The sequence below is a fragment of the Azonexus sp. MM2026_4 genome, assembly GCF_055901855.1.
This window is the reverse complement of sequence record NZ_CM148380.1, coordinates 2,999,406-3,023,494: the sequence shown is the minus strand read 5'-3', so window position 1 is coordinate 3,023,494 and position 24,089 is coordinate 2,999,406. Positions and strand designations below refer to the sequence as shown.

At 65.1% G+C, this 24,089-nt stretch carries 14 protein-coding genes; 7 read left to right on the top strand and 7 right to left on the bottom strand.

Features of this window, described 5'->3' with window-relative positions; translation table 11 throughout:
* Window positions 1–77: 77 nt before the first annotated feature.
* Window positions 78–2,597 carry a DNA topoisomerase III gene (locus tag AC0KWY_RS14185; RefSeq protein WP_474026142.1) on the top strand — a complete coding sequence of 840 codons (2,520 nt, stop codon included), beginning with the start codon at window positions 78–80 and terminating at the stop codon, window positions 2,595–2,597.
* Here AC0KWY_RS14185 and AC0KWY_RS14180 read toward each other — a convergent pair whose 3' ends face one another.
* From AC0KWY_RS14180 to AC0KWY_RS14170, 3 genes are read right to left on the bottom strand one after another with little or no spacing between them, the layout of a single operon-like run.
* A complete protein-coding gene (locus AC0KWY_RS14180) occupies window positions 2,598–5,459 on the bottom strand; it encodes a PAS domain S-box protein (protein WP_474026141.1) in 2,862 nt (953 codons plus the stop codon).
* Between the two features lie 8 nt (window positions 5,460–5,467).
* Window positions 5,468–6,382 (bottom strand): LysR substrate-binding domain-containing protein, encoded by a 915-nt coding sequence (locus tag AC0KWY_RS14175; protein WP_474026140.1) that lies wholly within the window; start codon window positions 6,380–6,382, stop codon window positions 5,468–5,470.
* Window positions 6,379–7,086 carry a 16S rRNA pseudouridine(516) synthase gene (locus AC0KWY_RS14170; protein ID WP_474026139.1) on the bottom strand — a complete coding sequence of 236 codons (708 nt, stop codon included), beginning with the start codon at window positions 7,084–7,086 and terminating at the stop codon, window positions 6,379–6,381. The genes AC0KWY_RS14175 and AC0KWY_RS14170 overlap by 4 nt, the downstream gene beginning before the upstream one ends.
* 22 nt (window positions 7,087–7,108) lie before the next feature.
* On the opposite strand from AC0KWY_RS14170, the gene AC0KWY_RS14165 reads away from it, so the two are divergent.
* From AC0KWY_RS14165 to AC0KWY_RS14155, 3 genes are all read left to right on the top strand, one after another.
* On the top strand, window positions 7,109–7,567 hold the full coding sequence (locus tag AC0KWY_RS14165; protein WP_474026138.1) for an SRPBCC family protein: 459 nt from the start codon (window positions 7,109–7,111) through the stop codon (window positions 7,565–7,567).
* Window positions 7,568–7,619: 52 nt separating this feature from the next.
* A complete protein-coding gene (locus AC0KWY_RS14160; protein ID WP_474029734.1) occupies window positions 7,620–10,277 on the top strand; it encodes a cation-transporting P-type ATPase in 2,658 nt (885 codons plus the stop codon).
* Window positions 10,278–10,362: 85 nt separating this feature from the next.
* A complete protein-coding gene (locus tag AC0KWY_RS14155) occupies window positions 10,363–13,797 on the top strand; it encodes an ATP-binding protein (protein ID WP_474026137.1) in 3,435 nt (1,144 codons plus the stop codon).
* On the opposite strand, the gene AC0KWY_RS14150 is transcribed toward AC0KWY_RS14155, so the two are convergent.
* From AC0KWY_RS14150 to AC0KWY_RS14140, 3 genes are read right to left on the bottom strand one after another with little or no spacing between them, the layout of a single operon-like run.
* Window positions 13,794–15,143 carry a virginiamycin B lyase family protein gene (locus AC0KWY_RS14150; RefSeq protein WP_474026136.1) on the bottom strand — a complete coding sequence of 450 codons (1,350 nt, stop codon included), beginning with the start codon at window positions 15,141–15,143 and terminating at the stop codon, window positions 13,794–13,796. The two genes, AC0KWY_RS14155 and AC0KWY_RS14150, sit on opposite strands and share 4 nt — an antisense overlap.
* Window positions 15,144–15,160: 17 nt before the next feature.
* Window positions 15,161–17,065, bottom strand: coding sequence for a TonB-dependent receptor (locus AC0KWY_RS14145; protein ID WP_474026135.1), 1,905 nt, complete (start codon window positions 17,063–17,065; stop codon window positions 15,161–15,163).
* Window positions 17,052–19,283 (bottom strand): TonB-dependent receptor, encoded by a 2,232-nt coding sequence (locus tag AC0KWY_RS14140; protein WP_474026134.1) that lies wholly within the window; start codon window positions 19,281–19,283, stop codon window positions 17,052–17,054. Before AC0KWY_RS14140 ends, AC0KWY_RS14145 begins: the two co-directional genes overlap by 14 nt.
* 142 nt (window positions 19,284–19,425) lie before the next feature.
* Here AC0KWY_RS14140 and AC0KWY_RS14135 point away from each other — a divergent pair, with 142 nt between their 5' ends.
* A complete protein-coding gene (locus AC0KWY_RS14135; protein ID WP_474026133.1) occupies window positions 19,426–20,013 on the top strand; it encodes an RNA polymerase sigma factor in 588 nt (195 codons plus the stop codon).
* Window positions 19,997–20,929 (top strand): FecR family protein, encoded by a 933-nt coding sequence (locus AC0KWY_RS14130; protein ID WP_474026132.1) that lies wholly within the window; start codon window positions 19,997–19,999, stop codon window positions 20,927–20,929. Before AC0KWY_RS14135 ends, AC0KWY_RS14130 begins: the two co-directional genes overlap by 17 nt.
* A gap of 93 nt (window positions 20,930–21,022) precedes the next feature.
* Here AC0KWY_RS14130 and AC0KWY_RS14125 read toward each other — a convergent pair whose 3' ends face one another.
* Complete coding sequence (locus AC0KWY_RS14125; protein WP_474026131.1) at window positions 21,023–22,645, bottom strand: ABC-F family ATPase; 1,623 nt, start codon at window positions 22,643–22,645, stop codon at window positions 21,023–21,025.
* A gap of 144 nt (window positions 22,646–22,789) precedes the next feature.
* On the opposite strand from AC0KWY_RS14125, the gene gshA reads away from it, so the two are divergent.
* On the top strand, window positions 22,790–24,085 hold the full coding sequence (gene gshA / locus AC0KWY_RS14120) for a glutamate--cysteine ligase (RefSeq protein WP_474026130.1): 1,296 nt from the start codon (window positions 22,790–22,792) through the stop codon (window positions 24,083–24,085).
* Window positions 24,086–24,089: the final 4 nt, after the last annotated feature.

The following is a 24,089-nucleotide window of genomic DNA, read 5'->3' as shown; positions in this document are numbered from 1 at the left end:
CGGCGTTGAATCGTAACCGCCCTTGCCAATCCGTCCGGCGCCCACTTATCATGCCCGGCACCTGACAGGCAGACCCCATGAGCAAAAAACTGATCATCGCCGAGAAACCCTCCGTCGCCAGCGACATCGCCAAGGCGCTCGGTGGTTTCACCAAGCACGACGAATACTTCGAAAACGACGAATACGTCGTCTCGTCGGCCGTCGGCCATTTGCTCGAACTGGCCTGTCCGGAAGAATTCGAGGTCAAGCGCGGCAAGTGGTCCTTCGCCCACCTGCCGGTGATTCCGCCGCACTTTGCGCTGAATCCGATCGAGAAAAGCGCGCCACGCCTCAGGGTGCTCAACAAACTGATCAAGCGCAAGGACGTCAGCGCCCTGATCAACGCCTGTGACGCGGGGCGCGAGGGCGAGCTGATCTTCAATTACATCGCCCAGCACGCCAAGGCCGGCAAGCCGGTACAACGCCTGTGGCTGCAGTCGATGACGCCGCAGGCGATCCGCGACGGCTTCGCACGGCTGCGCCCGGGCAGCGAAATGCAGGGCCTGGCCGATGCCGCCGTCTGCCGTTCCGAATCCGACTGGCTGGTCGGCATCAACGGCACCCGGGCGATGACCGCCTTCAATTCGAAGACCGGCGGCTTCCACCTGACCACGGTCGGCCGCGTGCAAACACCGACGCTGGCGATCGTCGTCGAGCGCGAACGCAGAATCCGCGACTTCAAGTCTCGCGATTACTGGGAAGTCGAGGCCGAATTCGCCGCCAAGGCCGGCAACTACACCGGCAAGTGGTTCGACGAAGGCTTCAAGGGCAAGCAGGACGACGAGCACGCCCGTGCCGACCGGCTGTGGGAAGTTGCCCGTGCCGAAGCGATCAAGGCCGCCACCTCGGGCAAGCCCGGCATCGTCAGCGAAGAAGCCAAGCCGGAAACCCGCCTGTCACCCCTGCTTTTCGACCTGACCAGCCTGCAGCGCGAAGCCAACGGCCGTTTCGGCTTCTCGGCCAAGACCACGCTCGGCCTGGCGCAGGCGCTCTATGAAAAGCACAAGGTGCTGACCTATCCGCGGACCGATTCGCGCTGCCTGCCGGAAGACTACATCGCCACGGTCAAGGAGACGATGCGCGTGCTCACCGGCGAAGGTGCCGGCAAGGGGCACGACGAAGTGCTGCTCGCCCGTTACTCGCCGTTCGCGCACCAGATCCTGGCGCGCAACTGGGTGATGCCGAACAAGCGCATCTTCAACAACGCGAAGGTGAGCGATCACTTCGCTATCATCCCCACGCCGCAGGCGCCGAAGAACCTCAACGAAGCCGAGCAGAAGCTCTATGACTTCGTCGTCCGCCGCTTCCTGTCGGTGTTCTTCCCGGCCGCCGAGTACCTGGTGACCACCCGCATCACCCGCGTCGAAAATCATCCGTTCAAGACCGAAGGCAAGGTCCTGGTCAATCCGGGCTGGCTGGCGGTACATGGCAAGGAAGGCCAGAGCGGCGACGAAGGCAATCTGGTGGCGGTCGACAAGGATGAAAAGGTAAAAACCGAGGAAGTCACGGTCAAGCCCAACGTCACCAAGCCGCCGCCGCGCTATTCTGAAGCCACCCTGCTCTCCGCGATGGAAGGCGCCGGCAAGATGGTCGACGACGAGGAACTGAAGGCGGCGATGGCCGGCCGCGGCCTCGGCACACCGGCGACGCGCGCCCAGATCATCGAGAACCTGATCGGCGAACAGTACATGTTGCGCGAAGGCCGCGAGCTGATCCCGACCGCCAAGGCCTTCAACCTGATGACGCTGTTGAACGGTCTCGGCGTCGAGGAACTGACCCAGCCGGAACTGACCGGCGACTGGGAATGGAAGCTCGGCCGCATCGAGAAGGGCGAATTCACGCGCGACGAGTTCATGCGCGAGATCGCCGAAATGACCCGCCACATCGTCGAGCGCGCCAAGTCCTACGACAGCGACACCATCCCCGGCGACTTCGGCGTTCTCAAGGCGCCCTGCCCCAAATGCGGCGGCGTCATCCGCGAAACGTACAAGAAATTCCAGTGCAGCGGCTGCGACTATTCGCTGTGGAAGATCGTCGCCGGCCGCCAGTACGAGCTGGCCGAAGTCGAAACCCTGCTCACCGAAGGCCAGGTCGGCCCGCTGACCGGCTTCCGCAACAAGATGGGTCGCAGCTTCGCGGCGGCCATCAAGCTCAACGCGGAAAACCAGCCGGAGTTCGACTTCGGCCAGGACAAGGCCGACGAAGCGGCCAGCGAGCCGGTCGATTTCTCGGGCCAGGAAAGCCTGGGCAAATGCCCGAAATGCGCGGCCGGCGTCTTCGACCACGGCAGCAGCTATGTCTGCGAAAAGTCGGTCGGTCCCGACAAGACCTGCGATTTCCGCTCCGGCAAGATCATCCTGCAGCAACCGGTCGAACCGGTGCAGATGAAAAAGATGCTGGAAGCCGGCAAGACCGATCTGCTGAAGGAGTTCGTCTCCAACCGGACGAAGCGCAAATTCTCGGCCTACCTGGTCGTCAATGACGGCAAGGTCGGTTTCGAATTCGAGAAGAAGGCGCCGTCAGCCAAGACCGCCGCGAAGAAGAAGGCCGCCAGCTGATCAGGCGGCCTGGCGCCCGCGGCGCAGCCACTCGAGAAGGGTTTCGTAGAGCAGGATGGGATCGACGGGCTTGGCGATGAAATCGACCATGCCCGCGGCACGGCAACGCGCCTGATCCTCGGCGAAGGCGTTCGCCGTCATGGCGATCACCGGCGTTGCAAACCCCGGCAGTTCGCGCAACTGCGCCATCGCCTCCAGCCCGCCGAGTTTTGGCATCTGCAGATCCATCAGGATCAGGGCGAACGGTTGCGCCGCCTGCCTGACCTTGTCCACCGCCACCTGGCCATCGGCCGCCAGTTCGACGATCAGCCCGACGTTGTCGAGTAGCTCTGCCGCCACCTCCTGATTGATCGGATCATCCTCGACCAACAGGATACGCGAGGCAGCAAAGGATTCCTGCAACAGACGCTCGGGCTGCTCGCCGCGCACCCTTTCCGGCGGATAGTGGAAGCCGTTTCCCCCCTCCCGCTGCAAGCGGGCGGTGAACCAGAAGCGGCTGCCCTCCCCCGGCACGCTGTCGACGCCGGCATCGCCGCCCATCAGCCGGGCCAGGCGCCGGGTGATCGCCAGCCCGAGGCCGGTGCCACCGTAACGCCGGGCAGTGGAATCATCGGCTTGCTGGAAAGGCGAAAACAGCTTGTCGATCACTTCCGGCGGAATGCCGATCCCGGTATCGCGCACCGAAAAGCGCACCAGCACGCCATCGGCATCTTCCGTCAGGCGCTCGACCAGCAACTCGACCTCACCCTCGCGCGTGAATTTGACCGCGTTGCCGGCCAGGTTCAGCAGGGCCTGGATCAAGCGCCCGGCATCGCCGCGCAGGGTTTCCGGGAAATCCGCGCAACGGTAGTTCACTTCCAGACCCTTGACCTGCGCCTGCTCGGTAATCATCGACACGACGCTGTCGAGCACCTGCAGGGGATGCAGGGGCTTGGCCTCGAGCTGCAGGCGGCCAGCCTCGATCTTCGAGAAATCGAGCAGGTCGTTGATGATGCCGAGCAGATGATCGGCCGAGGCGGTGATGCGGGAAAGCTTGTCGAGCAGCTCCGGAGAATCGAGCTTCTGCCGCAGCACGTGCGACATGCCGATGATGGCATTCATCGGCGTCCGGATCTCGTGGCTCATGTTGGCCAGGAAAGCGCTCTTCGCCCGATTGGCCGCCTCGGCCGCGTCGCGGGCCTGCGCCAGCTGGCGGGTCCGCTCGTCGACCAGTTCCTCGAGCTGATCCCGATAGTGCTGCAGTTCCTCTTCGGTCCGCTTCTTCTCGGTGATGTCGAAATTGACGCCGACGATGCGTTCCGCCACCCCCAGCGGAGAACGATGCACCTGCCCGCGCGAGGCGATCCAGCGCACCTCACCGTTGGGACGGACAATGCGGAAGGCGAAATCGAATGCTTCGTCGCGCTGCATGTACTCACCCACCGCCCGCAACACCGCGGAACGATCGTCGGGATGCACGCGCGCCAGCCAGCTTGCCTGACGACCATCGAAACTGCCGATGGCGATGCCGTACATCGCCTCGACTTCCGGCGACCAGTAGGTCACCCCTGCCAGCAGATCGACCTCCCAGATGCCGAGCGCGGCGCTCGACTGGGCGATGCGCAGTTTTTCCTCGCTCGCCCGCAGCGCATCCTCCGCCTGCCGGCGACTGGTGATCTCGCGGGCAATGCCGAGCACGCCGATAAGCTGGCCTTCGCTGTCGAGCATCGGCGTCTTGATGGTTTCGAACAACAGGCGCTCGCCGCCATCGGCAAAAGTCAGCCATTCCTCGTTGCTCACCGGCACACCGGCGTCAATCGCCTTCTGATCCCTGGCCCGGAAGAAATCGGCAGTTTCGCGATCGACGAAGTCGTAATCGGTATGGTCGACGATGGCCGATTCGGGATGTCCATACAGCTTTTCGAAACGCCGGTTGCAGGCCAGATAGACGCCTTTGGCATCCTTCAACCAGACGAGATCGGGAATGGTATCGACCAGCGTTGCCAGTTGGGCGCGCCGCATGTCCAGTTCGGCGGTACGTTGCCGCACCTGCCGATGCAAGCTGCGAACCCAAAGCACCAGCAGGCCACCGAGCAGCAGCAGACCGACGATCGCCAGGGTGAAATAGCGCGCGTACGGCGCCAGTGCCAGCGGCTGGCCCATCCACTTCTTGCGCAGCGCTTCGAGATCGGCCGGGTCGAGCGCCGCCATGCCGGCCTCGACCACCGCCAGCAATTCGCCCTCGCCCTTGCGCACCGCCCGGTGCATCTGCCCGCTGTAGAGCTGGAAGGTCTTCTGGAAACGCGCCTGCGCGTGCATCCGGTAGAGATAGAAATTGGCCGGCACCTCGTCGAGGCAGAACAACTTGACCTCATTGGCGATCGCCGCCTGGATCATCTGCGAATAGTCGCGATAGCGCTGCAGGCTGGTGATTCCCTGGCGTTCCAGCATTTCGATGCAGGCGTCGCCCTGTTCGACGCCAATCTGGAACCCCTTCAGCGTGTTCGGTCCGCTGATGCCGCTGATCGAGCGGTCGGCAAAGATGTAGATGTGCTGGGTCGAGTAGGGCCGGGAAAATTCATAGCTGCCCTCGCGCGCCGGCGTCCGGTAGATCGCCTCAATGACATCGGCCTCGCCGCGACCGATCATCGCCTGCGCCTCGGCCCAGGCCGTCGCCGTCAACTCGACGCGGATGCCGGTCTGTTTTTCCCAGAGCTTCCACAGATCGACCAGATAGCCCTCCGGCGCGCCATCGGCGCCGAGGAAGATGTAGGGCGGAAAATTCTCGTCGCTGACCACCCGCACCCGCTCGGGCGCGGCACTCGCGGACACGCTGCCGGCAATCCCGATCAGCATTGCCAGGAGAAGTCCGCGCAGTTTCATGTGAAACCTCAGCGTCTGGCGGTGGCGCCCGGCAACTGGCAGGACAAAACCGCCGCCCGCACGGCGTCGATCGCCTGCGAGCGCGGATAAGTCACCCGCCAGACCAGTCCGACAGTCCGTGACGGCGGCGTACCGACGAAGGGCAGGACACGCACCATCGGCTCCTTGTCCACCAGCGGGTCGGCGGCCGAACTGGGCATCACGGCAACGCCGGCGCCGCTCGCCACCATGTAGCGGATGGTCTCCAGCGAACTGCCTTCCAGCGAATGGGCCAGTACATCCTGGCCGTTGAGACGCGGGCAGGATTCCAGCACCTGGTCGCGGAAACAGTTGCCCTGGCCGAGCAGCAACAGGTTCTGGCCGTCGAGCTCCTCGGCATCGATTGCCTCGCGTCCGGCCCACGGATGGTTGGCCGGCACGACGACGCGGAAAGGTTCCTCGTAGACCGCCTGCGCCACCAGGCCCGGCTCGGCGAACGGCAGGGCGATAACGATGACATCGAGCTCGCCGGATTTCAACGCCGGAATCAGGTTGGCCGTGAAGTCCTCCTTGAGGAACAACGGCATGTTCGGCGCCTGCCGGCTGAGCGCTGGGATCAGTTGCGGCAGCAAATAGGGGGCAATGGTGTAGATGATGCCGACGCGCAACTGGCCGCTCATCGGATCACCGGTCGCCTCGGCGATCTCTTCCAGCTTGACTGCCTCGGCGAGCACGCGCGTCGCCTGCTCGACGATGCGCTCGCCCAGCGTGGTGATGCGGACATCGGTCGCGGTGCGCTCGAACAGCGCGGCACCGATCTGCCCCTCGACCTTCTTCAACGCCACCGACAGCGTCGGCTGGCTGACATGGCAGGCCTCGGCGGCTCGCCCGAAATGGCGTTCGCGGGCCAGGGCGACGATGTAGCGCATCTCGGTCAAGGTCATCGAGCAACTCCCAGTTTTCGGTAGTCCTCCGCCGTCAGCCAGCGCCACTGCCCGGGCGCCAGATCTTCCGGCAAGGCCAGTTCGGCGAGCGCCTCGCGGTGCAGCGCCTCGACCCGGTTGCCGACTGCGGCGACCATGCGCTTGACCTGGTGATACTTGCCTTCGGTCACCGTCAGACGCAGATGATGCTCATCGACGATTTCCGCGGCGGCAGCGGCCACCGGCTCCGGTTCGTCGTGCAGCAGCACGCCGGCAAGCAGTTGCCCGATCTGTCCGGCGTCGAGCGGATGCTTGACGGTCGCCAGGTAGACCTTGGGCACCTTGCGCTTGCCCGACGATAGCTGATGGTTCAGTTGGCCATCATCGGTGACCAGCAGCAGGCCGGTGGTGTCCTCGTCGAGACGGCCGATCGGCTGCACGCCGCGCTCGCGCAGCGGCAAAGGCAGCAGTTCGAGAACCGAAGGATGATGCAGCGGCTTGCGCGAACATTCATAACCGGCCGGCTTGTGCAGCAGGAGGCTGGCGAACTCGCAGAACGGCCAGTCGACGTCGTCGACCGTGAACACCAGTCCGTCGGTGGGGATGTCGGCAAAGGGGTCGTCCAGGCAGTTGCCGGCAATCGCTACCCGCTCGTCGCGGATCATTGCCCGGCAGGCCTTGCGCGTACCAAAGCCGTGCTTTTGCAGGATACGGTCAAGTTGCATGTGACGATGCTACCATCTGGGGATGAACTTCGAACACCTGATCGTCATCAACGATCCCGGCAATCCGCTGATCGTTCCGCTGAACCGCCGCCAGGTCTGGGAAGGACTGTTGCAACGGGTCTACCATCCGCTGCCCTTCCTGCCCGGCCTAGAATCCTGCACCCTGCTCCAGCGCGAAGAAGCCTTCCTGCACCGTGAACTCGATTTCGGCGCCGCCCGCATCCGCGACCGCGTCACCATGGCCATCGAGGAATGGGTGCATTTCGAGATCGAGCCCGGCGAACAACATCCCGGCGGCAGCCTGACCATCCGTATTGAGGAACCGGCGCCGGAGCAGTTGTGCCTGCGTTTCGTCTACGCCACGGCCTTCGCCGCTGAAGACCAGGCCTACAGCGAATACGTCAAATCGGCTTACCAGCAATCCGATATCGACTGCGTGCAGATCATTCGCACCCTGGCCGCCGACGGCCCCCGCCAGTAGCCCGCCCCCAGGAAGGCCCGTGCCGCCGCCCGCCCCCACCGCCTTCCATGCCCTGAGCGCCGCCCAGACGCTGACCGACACGCAGGCCACGAGCGCCGGCCTGGACGACGACGAGGCCGCCCGCCGACGCGCGGCGCACGGCCTCAACCGCCTGCCCAACCCGCCCCGCGACAGCCTCCTCAAGCGCTTCGGCAAACACTTCCGGGACATCCTGATCCTCATCCTGATCGGCGCCGCGGCGATCACCGCCGTGCTCGGCCACTGGGTCGACACCGGCGTCATCGTCGGCGTCGTCGTCATCAACGCGATCATCGGCTTCCTCCAGGAAGGCAAAGCGGAAGCGGCTCTGGCCGGTATCCGCAAGATGTTGTCGGCCAGCGCCCAGGTCCTGCGCCAGGGCAAATGGCAACAGATCGACGCCGCCGAACTGGTACCCGGCGACATCGTCCGCCTGCGTTCCGGCGACCGCGTCCCGGCCGACCTTCGCCTGCTCGAGGCGACCAACCTGCGCATCGAGGAATCGGCGCTGACCGGCGAATCGGAGCCGAGCGACAAGCGGGTCGACCCGGTCGCCGCCGATGCCGGCGTTGGCGATCGCTTCTGCATGGCCTATTCCGGCACCCTGGTCGCCGCCGGCCGGGGACTCGGCGTCGTCACCGCCACCGGAGCCAGCACCGAAATCGGTCGCATCAACCGCCTGATCGCCGAAGTGGAAACCCTGCAGACCCCGCTGACCCGGCAGATGGCGCAATTCGGCAAACAACTGTCGGTGCTCATCGTCGGCCTGGCCGGGCTGATGCTCGTGGTCGGCATCGGTCTCCACGGCCTCCCGCTCGGCGAGGTCCTGCTCGCTGCCATCGGCTTCGCCGTCGCCGCCATCCCCGAAGGGCTGCCGGCGATCCTGACCATCACGCTGGCGCTCGGCGTGCAGCGCATGGCGCAGCGCAACGCAATCACCCGCAAGCTGCCCGCGGTCGAGACGCTGGGCTCGGTCACCGTCGTCTGCTCGGACAAAACCGGCACGCTGACCAAGAACGAGATGACCGCCCGCCACGTCATCACCCGTGCCGGCAACTACCTGGTCAGCGGCAACGGCTACGCACCGCAGGGCGAAATCACGCTCGACGGGCAACTCGTCGAACTGGCCGAACACGCCCACCTGCATGCGCTGATCGAAGTCGTCGCAATCGCCAACGACACCCATGTCGCGGAAACCGACGGTCAGTGGTACGTCACCGGCGAACCGACCGAGGGCGCACTGCACACGCTGGCGCGCAAGGCCGGGTTTGCCAGCGACAGCCATACCCGACACGCGACGATCCCCTTCGAGTCGGCCAACAAGTTCATGGCCACACTGGCCAGCACGCCGGCCGGTCTGCGCCGCATCCTGCTCAAGGGCGCGCCCGACCGCCTGCTCGACCGCTGTGCCGAGGAACTCGGCGCCGACGGCCTACCCGTCGCCCTCGACCGCGCCTGGTGGGAACGCGAGGTCGACCGCCTCAGCCTGGAAGGCCTGCGCATCCTGGCCGCTGCCGCCCGTCGCGTCGAAGATGCACAGGACAACCTGGAGCTCGACGACCTCGATTCCGGCATGGTCTTCCTCGGCCTGGTCGGCATCATCGACCCGCCGCGCCCGGAAGCCGTGCAGGCGATCGCCTCCTGTCACGCCGCCGGCATCCGGGTCAAGATGATCACTGGCGACCACGCCGGCACCGCCCACGCCATCGGCATCGAGATGGGCATTGGCAGCGCGCAATCGCTCAAGGTGGTCAGCGGCGCCGAACTGGAAGCCGCCGACGACGAGCAACTGCGGCGCATCGTCGGCGACTGCGACATCTTTGCCCGCACCAGCCCCGAGCACAAGCTGCGCATCGTTACCGCACTGCAGGCCAACGGCGAGGTCGTCGCGATGACCGGCGACGGCGTCAACGACGCGCCGGCGCTGAAGCGCGCCGATGTCGGCGTGGCGATGGGCATCAAGGGCACCGAGGCGACCAAGGAAGCCGCCGATATCGTCCTCGCCGACGACAACTTCTCGTCGATCGAGCGCGCCATCGAGGAAGGCCGCACCATCTACGACAACCTGAAGAAAGCCATCCTGTTCATCCTGCCGACCAACGGCGGCCAGGGGTTCGTGATGCTGGCGGCGGTAGTCTTCGGCCTCACCCTGCCGCTGACCCCGGTGCAGATCCTGTGGGTGAACATGATCGTCGCCATCACCCTGGCGCTGGCGCTCGCCTTCGAACCGGCCGAGCCGGGCATCATGCAGCGCCCGCCGCGGCGGCCGGGAACGCCGATCCTCAACGCCGCCTTCCTGTGGCGCCTGGTCCTGGTCTCGCTGCTGATCGGCGGCGCCACCATCGCCATGTTCGAGAGCGAACTGGCGCTCGGCATGCCGCTCGACCTGGCGCGTACGGTAGCGGTCAATACGCTGGTCATCGCCCAGGCCTTCTACCTGTTCAACGCGCGTTTCCTGACCGCCTCCAGCCTGCGCCGCGACCTGCTGTTCACCAATCGCGCCGCCTGGCTGGCGGTCGGCGTGCTGTTGCTACTGCAACTGGGCTTCGTCTACCTGCCGTTCATGAACAACGCCTTCGCCACGACACCGCTCGCCCTGCGCCACTGGCTCGCCCCGCTGGCGATCGGCCTTTTCATCTTCCTCGGCATGGAACTGGAAAAGCGCTTCCAGTTGTCGCGGCGCCGGACCTGATCCTGCCGCCGCCGCGGCCTGTTGCTTGCCGGCGGCGAAACCCGGAATATGGTCGGATGAAGACCTCTCCGCGCGGCAACTGACGATGCCCACCCTGCGTTCCCCCAACAGCGCCATCTGGCTGCGGATGCTGCTCATCCTCCTCGGCGGCTGGCTGCTGGCCGGGGCCATCGAGTACATCGACCAGCGCCAGGGCGAACGGGCAGCCATGCGCGCCACCGAGGTCCGCCTGCAGGGCGCCGCGTTGCGCCTGGAGAAAACGCTCAAGCAGATTCTGCAGGTCAATTACGACTTCGCCGCCGCGCTGCCCGCCGATTATTCGATCGACGAAGCCCGCCTGCGGCCGCTCGCCGAAAGGCTGGTGGCCAGCCACCCACGGCTGATCAACATCACGCTGTCGCGCCAGATGGAAGTCGTCTTCGTCCATCCCTTTGCCGGCAACGAAGCCGTTTTCGGCATGAATTACGCCAACCGGCCGTACATCATGACCGGCGTCGAGCGGGCGCTGGCGACCCGCGACACCGTCCTCACCGGCCCGGTCAAGCTGGTCCAGAACCAGCGGCTCGGGCTGGTCGGCCGCACCCCCGTCTATTTCGCTGCGGGCGATGGCAAGGCGCAGGTATTTCAGGGCATCGTCTCCTGCGCCATCGATTTCGAGGGCGTCCTCGCCGACGCCGGCCTGCGCGACCCCGCTCCGGCGTTTTCCCTCGCCATCCGCGGCCGCGACGGGAGCGGCGCCCAGGGCGATCCCTTCTTCGGCGATCCCGCACTGTTCAAGCAACCGCACGTCGCGATCGACCTCGACCTGCCGGGCGGCCAGTGGCGGCTGGCCGCGGTGCCGGCGAGCGAGACCGACCCGCTCCGTAGCTGGACGATCCGCGGCATCATTGCCCTGCTCACGCTGCTCCTCGTCGTCCGCGCTGGCGCCGGTGCCGGCCGCCTGGCCGGCATCGCCATCCGGCTACCGGAAAAGCGCCAGATCGGACTGCGCGGCTTCCTGCTCGGTGCCCTCTTCCTGGTTCTCCTGCCGATCATCGGCATCAGCGGCTGGATCGCCTACCGCAACGCCGGCGACGCCGCCGACCAGTTCACCCGCACCGCCGCGGAAAGCCTGAGCCAGCGCGCCCACAACCGCGTCAACAACTTCTTCGAAGTCCCCCGGCGAGTCGTCGCCTTCAACGTCGAGCGAGCCCGCGCCGGGCTCCTCGATACCGGCGACCGGCCGCGGATGATGCAGGATTTCCTCCTGCAGATCCGGCAACAACCGCTCCTCACCTTCATTTCCGCCGGCATGCCGGACGGCGAGTACTACGCCGGCAGCCGGCCGCCGCTCGGCAACGACAAGGGCCTGCGCCTGCTCTACGCGCGTCAGGCCGAACAACGCATCATGCAGATTTACCGCGTCGACGACGCCGCCCGGCGCACCTCGCTGGTCGGCTACGGCAACGGCGAATTCGACGCCCGCAGCCGTCCCTGGTTCATCGCCGCCCGCGATTCCGGGCACATGGCCAGGTACCCCGCGTACCGTTACGTGATCAACGACCAGCAGGGCGCCTACGACACCATGGGCATCGGCATGTCGGCACCGCTCCACGATCCGACCGGCCGCTTCATCGGCGTTACCACCGCCGATGTCGCACTCTCCCAGCTCTCCACCCTGCTCCGCGAACTCACCGACGAAAGCGGCGGCATCGCCTTTCTCGTCGATGGCGAAAACCGCCTGCTCGCCAGTTCGACGCCGGCCGCCATCCACGATGCAAGCGAGCGTTTCCGTCTCGCCGACAGCGCCGACCCCCTGCAGCAGGCTGCCGGCACGCTGATGCAGGCAGGCAGCGGTCCGGAAGGGTCGCGCTTCTTCGCCAGCGACGGCGCCCGCCATCTGCTCGACTGGCATACCATCGTCCTGGAGAACGGCCCGGCCCTGAGCATCGGCGTCATCCTGCCGCAATCGCGTTTCGACATCCTGACCGCCGGCATGCTGCGCAACCTCGCCTATCTCGGCCTGGTCATCGGCGTCTTCGGCATCGTCGTCGGCCTGCTCGCCACCGACTGGGTTTCCCGCCCGCTCGCCCGCCTCGCCCGCAAGGCCTCGCGCATGGCCGCCGGTGACTGGCAGACGGAAATGCCGCCGGAAACGCCGATCCGCGAAGTGCGCACGCTGTCCTCGGCGCTGGCCGACATGGCCCGTCAGTTGCAGCGCCACACCGAACACCTCGAACGCCAGGCCGCCGAACTGCGCACCGGCAACGAACGCCTGCAGGCCGAGGTTGCCGAGCGGATGAAATCGGAAGCGCGCATCCAGGCGCTCAACGTCGACCTCGAGATCGCCAACCAGACCCTGCTCCTCGCCAAGGAAGCCGCCGACTCCGCGAGCAAGGCCAAGTCGGCCTTCCTCGCCAACATGAGCCACGAGCTGCGCACGCCGATGCACGGCATCATGGGCATGGTTTCGCTGGTCCGCGCCCGGGTCGCCGAGCCCAAGCTACAACACCAGCTCGACCGCGCGATGGAAGCCGCCAGCCGGCTGCTGCTGATCCTCAACGAAATCCTCGACCTGTCGAAGATCGAAGCCGACCGGCTGACCCTGGACCGGGTCGAATTCAAGCTGGCGCCGGTGCTCGACAACGTCGCCGCGCTGCTCGCCCACAAGGCTGCGGAAAAAGGGCTCCGTCTCGAAATCCGGCCGCTGCCCGCCGGCGCTGGCCAGACCTTCGTCGGCGACGCGCTGCGCCTCGGCCAGATTCTCATCAACCTGGCCGGCAACGCCGTCAAATTCACCGAACGCGGTTCCATCGACATTGCCGTCAACGTCGTCGGCGAGGGAAGCGACGATGCCTTGCTGCGCTTCACCATCCGCGATACCGGCATCGGCATCGCCCCGGAAATCCAGCAGCGCCTGTTCAACGCCTTCGAGCAGGCGGACAGTTCGACCACCCGCAAATACGGCGGCACCGGCCTCGGCCTCGCCATCTGCAAGCGGCTGGTCGCCATGATGGGCGGCGACATCGGCGTCGACAGCCAGCCCGGCGTCGGCAGCAGCTTCTGGTTCACCATCCGCCTCGGGCGGACGGCGCACGAAGCGCCGACGCTACCGGCAGCGGCCGGCGGCTGCGAAGTCCGGCTGCGCCAGTACCATGCCGGCGCCTGCATCCTGCTCGCCGAAGACGAACCGATCAACCAGGAAGTCACCCGGGAACTGCTGGAGCAGGTCGCCCTCGTCGTCGACCTCGCGGAAAACGGCGAAATGGCCGTCAGCATGGCCGGGGAACGACATTACGACCTGATCCTGATGGACATGCAGATGCCGTTATTGAACGGCCTCGACGCCACCCGGGCGATCCGCGCCGACGGCCCCAACCGGCGCACGCCGATCCTGGCAATGACCGCCAACGCCTTCAGCGAAGACCGCCAGCGCTGCCTGGAAGCCGGCATGAACGACCACGTCGGCAAGCCGGTCGACCCCGACCAGCTCTACCTTCACCTGCTGCACTGGCTGGAAGACGGCAAATCCGCCGCCTAACGCGCCAGTCCATAGTAGTCGTTGAAATAACGCACCAGCCGCGTCGTTTCCTCCGGCGTCAGCGGCGCGACGCCGCGCAACTGGCGGTAGGAATGCATGCGCGTCAGGCTCGGCGTCCAGTCGCTGCGCCGCGACAGCAGCAGACGGCGGGCGTCGTGGCAGACCAGGCATTTCTGTTCGACCAGCTTTTCCGTACCGGCGCCGTCGGCCTTGAAGCGGCCGCTGCGCACTTCCTCGGCCCGCTTTTTGTCCATCTCCGCCTTGCCGGCGATGCGCGCGGCGAATTGCACGTAGCAGACTTCGCCGTCGCGCACTTCGCGACTGCCCCGGCGTTCCTCGATATTGACCAGGTGTTCGACGTAGTCGCCGTTCTTCGTGCGGCGGTTGATGTTGTAGTTGTAGAACTCGGAGAACAGCACGTCGCCGTTGCGCAGCACCTTGATGGCCATGACCTGATCGTCGCCGGCGGGCCGTTCGGGCAGGTAGGCGACGGCGCCGTCCGTGGCGATGCGCCCGATACGGCCGCGTTCGTCGCCGGAAAACCACAGCACGCCGTCCGGCGCCGCCGACATTTGCTGGATGTAGGTGCCATCGGGCAGTTTCTGTTCGCTAAGTTTGCCATCGGCGGCGATGCGGCCCAGCGCGAAACGGCAATGGTCGGAGAAGGCGAGGCCGCCGGCGACCGGCGTCAGGTTGCTCGGGCAACTGTTTTCCCAGGCCGCCACCGTGGTCCACTGGCCATCGCGCGACAGCGTCGCCAGCTGCCCCCTGGGCTGGCCGCCGTTACGCCCCGGCACCAGGATCGTCACCCAGGCGCGGTCCTGGCGGTCGAAGGCCAGCGAAGTCGGCCAGCCTTCGCGCACGGGGAAATCGTGCATCCGGCCCTGGCGGTCGATACGGCCGACCTTGGCGAGCATCGCGCTGCCGTGGCCGGCGTGTTCGTCGCTGTCATTCTCGTGCCCGGACATCTGCGTGAACCACGCTTCGCCCCGGCGGTCGACGGCGACCATGCCGGGATGGCCGTCGCGCGTCGGAAATTCCCGGATGCGCCCATCCGGCGCCAGACGGCCGATCTTGCCGCCGCCCATTTCGACGAACCAGACGTTGCCCCGGCGATCCAGCGCCAGGGCGCTGGGTTCGGCGTTCTTCGTCGGCAGCGCATAGGCCTTGACGCTGCCGTCCGGCGCCAGGCGCGACACAGCGTTGTTGTCGCCCTCGGTAAACCAGATGCCGCCGGTTTTGTCTTCGACCAGTTGATAGGAGCCAAAAGGCCGGCAAGCCTGGGCCGACGTCGCCAGCAGCACGGCCAGACTGAAAAGAACAGAAAAAATCGCTTGTTTGCGCACGTAACACTCCTTGCCAGTCAAAAACGCAAAATGAATTCGCCGCGCAGGGTGCGCGGTTCGCCATGCCAGAAGAAACCGCTGACGTAGTCGCGGTCGAAGACGTTGTCGAGCGCCAGCGTCGCTTCCCAGCCTTTGGCCCGCCAGCTCGCCGCCAGGTCGAGCACGTCGTAGGCCGCTTTTTTCCAGCGGTAGCACTGGCTATCGACCACGGTATTGGCTTCGTCGGTGTAGGCGCTGCCGACCAGGCGCCATTTGGCGCGGGCGGAAAATCCTGCGGTCGACGCGTAATTCAACACCAGATTTGCCTTGTGCCGGGGCATGTCCGGCAAGGCATTGCCGACCAGTTGCGGCGCCGATTGGTCGCGGACGATGCGGGTGCGGGTGTAGGTGTAATTGGCGTCGAGCTGCCAACGCTCGGAAAGCGGCTGCGACCAGTGCGTTTCCAGCCCGTACGCTCGCACCTCGCCGACGTTTTGCGGCTGCTGCACCATCGGCGAGCCGTAATCGAGGATGCGTACGGCGATCTTGTCCTGCCAGCGTGTCGCAAACAAGGTGATGCCACCGTTGCCGCCGGCCAGCTTGCCGAGCAGGGCGAGGTCGGCGGTGGTCGAGCGTTCCGGCCTCAGCGCCGGGTTGGCCAGCGTCACCGAGCCGGCGCTGACAAAACCGTTGTACAACTGCGTCGCCTGCGGCGGCGAGAAGCCGCTGCCCAGGCTGCCGCGCAGGCGGGTGGTCTCGCCCAACGGCCAGGAAAGGGCAATCTTCGGACTGGTCGCCGCCTTGACCACGCCGCCGCCGCGCGTTTCCTGGCTGGGCGGGCCGGCATCGAGCACGCGCGACGACAGGTAACGTTGCCAGTCGCGGCGCAGTCCAAGTTCCAGACGACCGGCACCGAGCGGCAACTCGCCGGAAGCAAACAGCGCCTCCTTGCGGATCAGCGACTCGGCCTGCGTGCGCAAGGCACGGCTGGCATCATCGCTGGCGCTGAATTGTTCCGACAATTCGATCAGGCTACCGCCCAGCCGTCCCTGCCAGCCGCCATCCTGCCAGGCCAGCGCCGCCGAGGCCTCGCGCTGGCGACTATCCTGGGTCAGCCATTGGTCCGCTGCCAGACCGGCCGCGTCGATGCCGGTACCGCGATCCCGCACGCCGGCCGTGGCATTGCGGTCTTCACCCAGCGCGCCTTCCAGCGACCAGCGTTCGTTCACCTGCCAGGAAAACTGGCTGCGCACGGTATCGGTCTGCCAGTCGAAGGCCCAGTTCGGCCGGCCGAAAAAGGAATGGTTGTCCGAATGCTTGAGGTTCAGCGACGCGGCGAAATCGCGCCCGGTCCAGGCCAGCTTGCCGTCCACGGCAGTGCTGCGGCCGTGCTCGTCGGCCACCGTGATCTGGTAGGGAAAGGGCGAGCGCGGCACGGTACGGAAGCCCTTGTCCTCGCGGCTTTCTGCCAACAAGGCCCAGGCCAATTCGGCGCGCTCGCCGCTGCCACCCACTCGGGTATAGCTGCCGCCACGGGAATCCAGCCCCTGCGTCAGGTTGACCGCAGGATTCTGCCGGCCACCAGCCCGCCGCGTCGTCACCGCAATCGCCCCGCCCATCGCCTCGGCCCCGAAACGCGCCGACGCCGCGCCGCGCAACACTTCGATGCGCTCGACCTGCTCCGGGCGCAAGGCCGACAACTCGCTCACCGAAGACACGAAGCCATCGACCACCACGGCAATGCCGCGCACCCCGCGCATGCTGATGACGCTGTTGTTCTCGTCCAGCCCGACCCGCCGCTTCAGCATCTCCAGCAGACTGGCCGGCTTCTCGCGGGCGATGTCGGCGGCGGTGATCAGGGAGACGTCGGTTTCGGCCGCCTCTCCTCCCCAGGCCGGATTGGCCAACAGCATCAGCAGGACCGCCGTTCTAGAACCGCGCATTCAGCCCGAGCCAGGCGCTTCGACCATCGGCATACTCGTATTCCCAAACGGTGTATTTTTTATCGAACAAATTATTGACCGCCAGATAGGCATTCCAGCGAGCGTTGGCAAACGCAGGTAGTTCAACGACCAGCTTGGCATCGGCGACGAAGTACGCGTCGGCCTTACGGTCCGCGGTGTTGTTATCGGTAAAGTAGCGCTCACTCACGTAGCGTCCACCAAAACTGGCACTCCAGGCATCCGCCGGCGCATAGGTCACGCCGAAGTTGAACTTGTGCGGCGCGATACGCTGAACCCGCTTGCCGACTGTTTGCGGCGCGCTCGGATTTTCCTTGATGATGGAGCGGGTGTAAGCGTAGTTGGCGTAAGGACGCCAGCGGCCATCCAGATTCCCTTCGACGGCGAATTCGAAGCCGTTGACCTCCACCTTGCCTATATTCACGAACTTCCGCGGCCACGGGGTAGCCCCCACGGACATCGTCGAAATCATGTCCCGATAGTCCGTATGGAAGAGCGCGCTGCGGAGATCACCCCAAGCCGGCTTCAGATTGATCCCGATTTCGTAGGTGACCGATTTTTCCGGTTTTAGGCCAGGACTGTCCTGCCAGCGTGCCGACCCCCCATGAAATTTCATGTCCGCATTGGCCGGCAGGAACGCGCTACCGGCGGAAGCATACAGAGAAGCCATCGGCGTCAGTCGATAACGCAAACCCAGGCGGGGGCTGAAGACGTCTTCCTTGCTTCCCCGATGCACGGCCGCGCCGTCCGTATAAGAAGCCCCTTGGCTGAAGCGATCAAAACGCCCCCCCAGCACGGCGGTAAGATCGCCGAAACGGTGCTCGTCCTGCGCAAACACGCCGTACGAATCGGCAGTCGAGGTATCCCGATAGTTGTCGGAAACAGAAACCGTCTTGAAATCCGCGGATTGATAGAAAGCGCCGACAATTAAAGTGTTCTGCGCCGACAGCCGAAGGTCGAGTTGCGCATCAACGTTATCGCTGACGCTCTTGCGATAGCCAACGCCCATGCCCATATCGGAGTCGATCCAGTCCTGCAAGAGGTCGAGGTGGCGATATTTCAGCTTCAAGCTGGCTGTATCGGAGAAATCTTTCAGGTAAGACAGCGTGTAGGCGTCGCCTTCACGCCGTTCGCTGTTGATGAATACGTCGCCACCAACATAGTCCTGTTTGCTGCGATATTGCTGGTAGCTAAAGCCGATTTCCTGATCGTCGGTCGGCCGGAACGCCCCGTTGAGATTCCATTTCCTGTCTGTCCAGCCTCTTTTCCTGACATCCTGCCCACCCCACGGATCCGGTTTCGGCTTGGCCTTGAAACCATCCGATTGCGCGTCATACACCGACAGGCGAACGTCGAAACGATCATTCGCCGTACCGACCACGGCCCCCAGTTTCTGCGTATCGTGAGAACCGAATTCGGCATGCGCCTCGCCGCCGGTGTCACCCCGCCAACGGGCGGGAATGGCGTTGATCACCCCACCCATGACATTCGAGCCATAAAGCGCCGATGCCGGGCCGCGCACCACCTCGATGCGCTCGATATCCTGCGGGGCGAGAAAGTCGAGGCCTCCTCTACCGGCGATTCCGGATATTGCCGAGTCGGTGGCCATCCCATCGATGAGCACGGAAGAGGTCACCCCGGCATATGAGCCGCCGATACCACGCATCATCGGGGAACTACCGAAAGGAGAAGCGGCGCTGGTGTTGAAATCGATACCCTCGACCCGCTTCAAGGCATCCTCGACCCGATCCAGATGCAGGCGGCGCAGGTCTTCACCGGAAATCACGCTGACACTGGCCGGCACCTCATCCACGGCGCGTTCTGTCCGCGTTGCCGTGACCACCATTTCCGGCAGCACGTTTTCGCTGCGCCCGCCGCGCACGATGACATAGCTGCTGTCGCCGTCCTTGCGAAACTCCAGCCCGGTGCCGGCAAGCAGGCGGCGCAGGGCTTCTTCAACACTCATCTCGCCTTTGACTGCTGTCCCCCTCGCCTTGCCAACCACATCGCTGGCATGAACGATCTGTACCCCGGCCAGACCGGCTAATTGGCGCAAAGCCGGGGCAAGTTCTTGCTGGGCAATTTCAACACTGATATTCGGTCCGGCCAGCACCATGCCAGTCTGACTGGACAGCAATACGGCGATGGCAAGATATTTCCGGATGAACACCGGACGGACCGGCGTTTTTTTCTGAAGCATGTTTCCCCCTGATAAAAAATGGCAACGAAAATGCGCCGTCTTTTACCAAGACGAATACCGCAGCAACTTCCCTACCTGCTCCCCCCAACCCGCGACAACATGCCGCATGGAAATTGCCCGGCGAGGCCTTTAGCATTGCCGCATGTCCTTCACCCTTGCCCTGAAAGCTCCCAGCGAACTCGACTTGGCGCAGCTTTACCGCGAGCATTTCGACGATCTGCGGGACTATCTGGCGCGCCGGCTCAATTGCCCGGAAGCCGGCCGGGATGCCGCACAGGAGATTTTTCTTCGTCTGCTGCTCAAGCCGCCGGTCGATGTGATCTACAACCCGCGCGCCTTCCTGCTGCACTGCGGCCGCAATCTGCTGATCGATCTCGCCCGGCTGGCCAAAACCCGGCCGCTGCTGCTGCCGATTGAAGATTTTCAGGAGTCGCTCTCCGATCCGCTGGCCGACCCGCTGCGGATTACCGCGGCGCGGCAGCAGTTGATGGCCCTGGCGGCGGGCATCGAAACCCTGCCCCCCAAATGCCGGCAGGTCTTTTTCCTGCACCGTTTCGAAGCCCTGACCCAACGGCAGATCGCTGCGCAAATGGAGGTTTCGATCAAAACGGTGGAAAAGCATCTGGCCAACGCCATGCTGCTGTTGCGGCGCCTGCGTCCCCTGGAACCGATGCCATTTGCCGGCGCCGGCGTCGCTGACGGAAATCCGGCGCATGCCGCACACGCCTGATCCGTCGCCGGCCGCAAGCGCCGAGGAACGGGTTCAGGAAGCCGCCGCGGCCTGGTTCGCCCGGCTGCATGGCAAACCGGTTTCCGGGCGACAAAGGCAGGCCTTTGCCGGCTGGCTCGCTGAAAACCCGGCGCATGCCAGGGAATACGGGATACTCGAACAGATTTGGAACGAATCGGCACGTTTGCGGCAGCGACCTCGGCCTGCGCAGAAAAAACTGCGCCTCGGCGTCGCCTTGAGCGTGGCCCTGCTCTGCGGCTGGCTCAGTCTGAGCTGGCTCGATGGTCGGGTAAGCACCGATCCCGGCGAAATCCGCCACTTGACGCTCAGCGACGGCAGCCAGCTCGACATCGCCCCCGGCAGCCGCCTGCGCATCGAGATCGATGACGAACAGCGGCGCATCGAGCTGCTGGCCGGCGAAATCGCCGTCAAGGTCGCCGGCGACAGCCAGCGGCCGTTTAGCATCCAGACCGGCGGCTACACCATCCACGATATCGGTACCCGCTTCGGGGTTCGCAGCAGCCCGCAACACACCCGCGTCACGGTGGCCGAGGGCAGCGTCGAAATCCGCCCGGAAACGACCGCTCAAACGCCGCTACGACTCGATGCCGGGCAGGCGGTGGACATTGAAAACGGACAAATCGGCCCGCGCCAGCCGATCGAACGCCAGCTCGCGCTGGACTGGACCAGGGGACAACTCGCCTTCGACGCCGTTCCGCTGTTCCAGGTGGTCGCCGAGCTGAACCGTTTCCGCAAACAGCCGATCGTCGTCGAAGACGCCCGTCTGCGACAGATCCGCATCAGCGGCGTTTTCCTGATCGCCGACGAACAGGCAGCACCACGCGCGCTCGAACAACTGGCGCCGATGAAATTCATCGCCAGCGACGGCTATTTGCTGGCGCGTCGAAGCGATTAGCCAACGCAGCCAGCCGTCGCCGGCAGTCGCCGACATTGCCCGACCGGGAATGGCACAAGCATTCCCGGTGCGCCACCGCGGCAAAGCAGCGGCTTACTCGACGCCCAGCGAAGCCAGGTAATCCTCGTAGCCGCCGAGGTAGTCGACGATGCGGCCGTCGCCCTTGACCTCCAGCACGCGGGTAGCGAGCGAGGAGACGAACTCGCGGTCGTGGGAGACGAAGACCAGGGTGCCGCTGAATTTCTCCAGGCCGCTGTTGAGCGCCTCGATCGATTCCATGTCGAGGTGGTTGGTCGGTTCGTCGAGCACCAGCACGTTCGGCTTCTGCAGCATCAATCGACCGAACAGCATGCGGCCCTGCTCGCCGCCGGAAATCACGTTGACCGATTTCTTCTGCTCATCGCCGGAGAACAGCAGGCGGCCGAGGGTGCCGCGAACCAGGGTTTCCAGGTCGCCGCCTTCGTCGATCGAAGCGCGGGCGTAGCCGACGATCCAGTCGGTCAGGCTCTGGCCGCCGGCGAATTCGGCGCTGTGATCCTGCGCGTAGTAGCCGGGCTTGGCCTTTTCCGCCCATTTCAGCGTGCCGTAGGACGGCTGCAGTTCGCCCATCAACAGCTTGAGGAAGGTCGTCTTGCCGACGCCGTTCTCGCCGATCACCGCGATCTTCTCGCCGCCGTTGATGGTCAGCGTCAGGTTATCGACGATCTTGCGCGCGCTGCCTTCATAGGCAAACGTCAGGTTCTCGATTTCGACCGCCTGACGGTGCAGCTTCTGCTTCTCGTCGTAGTCGAAGCGGATCCACGGGTACTGGCGCGACGACGGCTTGACGTCTTCCGGCTTCAGCTTGTCGATCAGCTTGAGGCGGGAGGTCGCCTGCTTGGCCTTGGAGGCGTTGGCCGAGAAGCGGCGGACGAAGGTCTGCAGTTCGGCGATCCGTTCCTTGGCCTTGGCATTGGCGTTCGACTGGCGCTCGCGGGCCTGCTGCGCGGCTTCCATGAAATCGTCGTAGTTGCCGGCGTAGGTGGTGATCTTGCCGTAATCGAGGTCGGCCATGTGGGTGCAGACCTGGTTCAGGAAGTGGCGATCGTGGGAGATGATGATCATCGTCGAATCGCGGTTGTTGAGCACGTCTTCCAGCCAGCGGATGGTGTTGATGTCGAGGTTGTTGGTCGGCTCGTCGAGGAGCAGGATGTCCGGGTTGGCGAACAGCGCCTGGCAGAGCAGCACGCGCAGCTTCCAGCCGGGGGCGACCTCGCTCATCGGGCCGTTATGCTGGCTGGTCGGGATGCCGACGCCGAGCAGCAATTCGCCGGCGCGCGATTCGGCGGTGTAGCCGTCGTATTCGCCGACCTTGCCTTCGAGCTCGGCGGCACGCATGTAGTCGTCCTCGGTCGCCTCCGGGTTGGCGTAGATCGCGTCGCGTTCCTGGATCGCGTTCCACAGTTCCTCGTGACCCATCATGACGACGTCGAGGACGCGCATCTCTTCGTAAGCGAACTGGTCCTGGCGCAGGTAGGCCATGCGCTCGTGCACGTCCTTCGAGACGTTGCCGGCCGACGGCTCGAGCGCGCCGCACAGGATCTTCATGAAGGTCAACTTGCCGGCGCCGTTGGCGCCGATCAGGCCGTAACGATAGCCCTCGCCGAACTTGACGTTGACATTTTCGAAGAGGGGCTTGGCCCCGAATTGCATGGTGATGTTGGCAGCGACGAGCACGACGATTCCGATCCGGCAAGTATTTCAATAAAGGCGGGATTTTACCCTTTTTGCGCCGGCGGCCGCGGCTGCCGGCCCCATTTTTGTGCACCGCGGTGTAACATCGCGGCCGACAATAATGCGCAAGAACCCAGGAGACAGCCCATGGTCCCCCATCTCACCACGGCCCTGAGCGGCCCGCTGCTCGAACTGGAACACCGCTTCCTCGAAGCCAGTCCGCAGATCGAACAGTGGCTGCGCGCCCAGTGGCAGGAATCGACGCCGCCCTTCTATTCGTCGGTCGACCTGCGCAATTCCGGCTTCAAGCTGGCGCCGGTCGATACCAACCTGTTCCCCGGCGGCTTCAACAACCTCAACCCGGCCTTCCTGCCGCTCTGCGTGCAGGCGGCGATGAGCGCGATCGAGAAGTTCTGTCCGGAAGCCAAGCGCCTGCTGCTGATCCCCGAGAACCACACGCGCAACCAGTTCTACCTGCAGAACGTCGCCCAGATCGCCGCCGTCCTCAAGCAGACCGGGCTGGAAGTACGGATCGGCTCGCTGATCCCCGACCTCGCCGGACCGACCCCGGTCGACCTGCCGAACGGTCAGCAACTGCTGCTCGAACCGCTGCGCCGCGACGGCAACCGGATCGGCGTCGCCGGCTTCGAGCCCTGCGCGATCCTGCTCAACAACGACCTCTCGGCCGGCATTCCCGAGATCCTCAGCGGCCTCGACGAGCAGTACGTGCTGCCGCCGCTGCATGCCGGCTGGGCGGTGCGCCGCAAGTCCAACCATTTCGCCGCCTACGACCAGGTCGCCAACGATTTCGCCAGCGCCATCGGCATCGACCCCTGGCGCATCAACCCGGCCTTCTCGGTCTGCCGCTCGATCAACTTCCACGAACGCCAAGGCGAGGAATGCCTGGTCGCCAACGTCAGCGCGGTGCTCGACCTGGTGCGCGAGAAATACCGCGAATACGGCATCACCGAAACCCCCTACGTGGTCGTCAAGGCCGACGCCGGCACCTACGGCATGGGCGTCATGACGGTGCGCGACGCCGACGAGCTGATCGCCCTCAACCGCAAGCAGCGCAACAAGATGAGCGTGGTCAAGGAAGGCCTAGAAGTGTCCGAGGTGCTGATCCAGGAAGGCGTGCATTCCTTCGAGACGGTCAAGGACGCGGTCGCCGAGCCGGTGGTCTACATGATCGACCGCTACGTCGTCGGCGGTTTCTACCGGGTACACACCGGCCGCGGCAAGGACGAAAACCTCAACGCGCCGGGCATGCATTTCGAGCCGCTGGCCTTCGAAACCGGCTGCAACCTGCCCGACTACCGCTGCGGCAATCCCGACTCGCCGCCCAACCGCTTCTACGCCTACGGCGTCGTCGCCCGCCTGGCCTGTCTCGCCGCCGCCGTCGAACTCGAACGGACGGCACCGCCGGTCGACCTCCCGGCCTGACGCC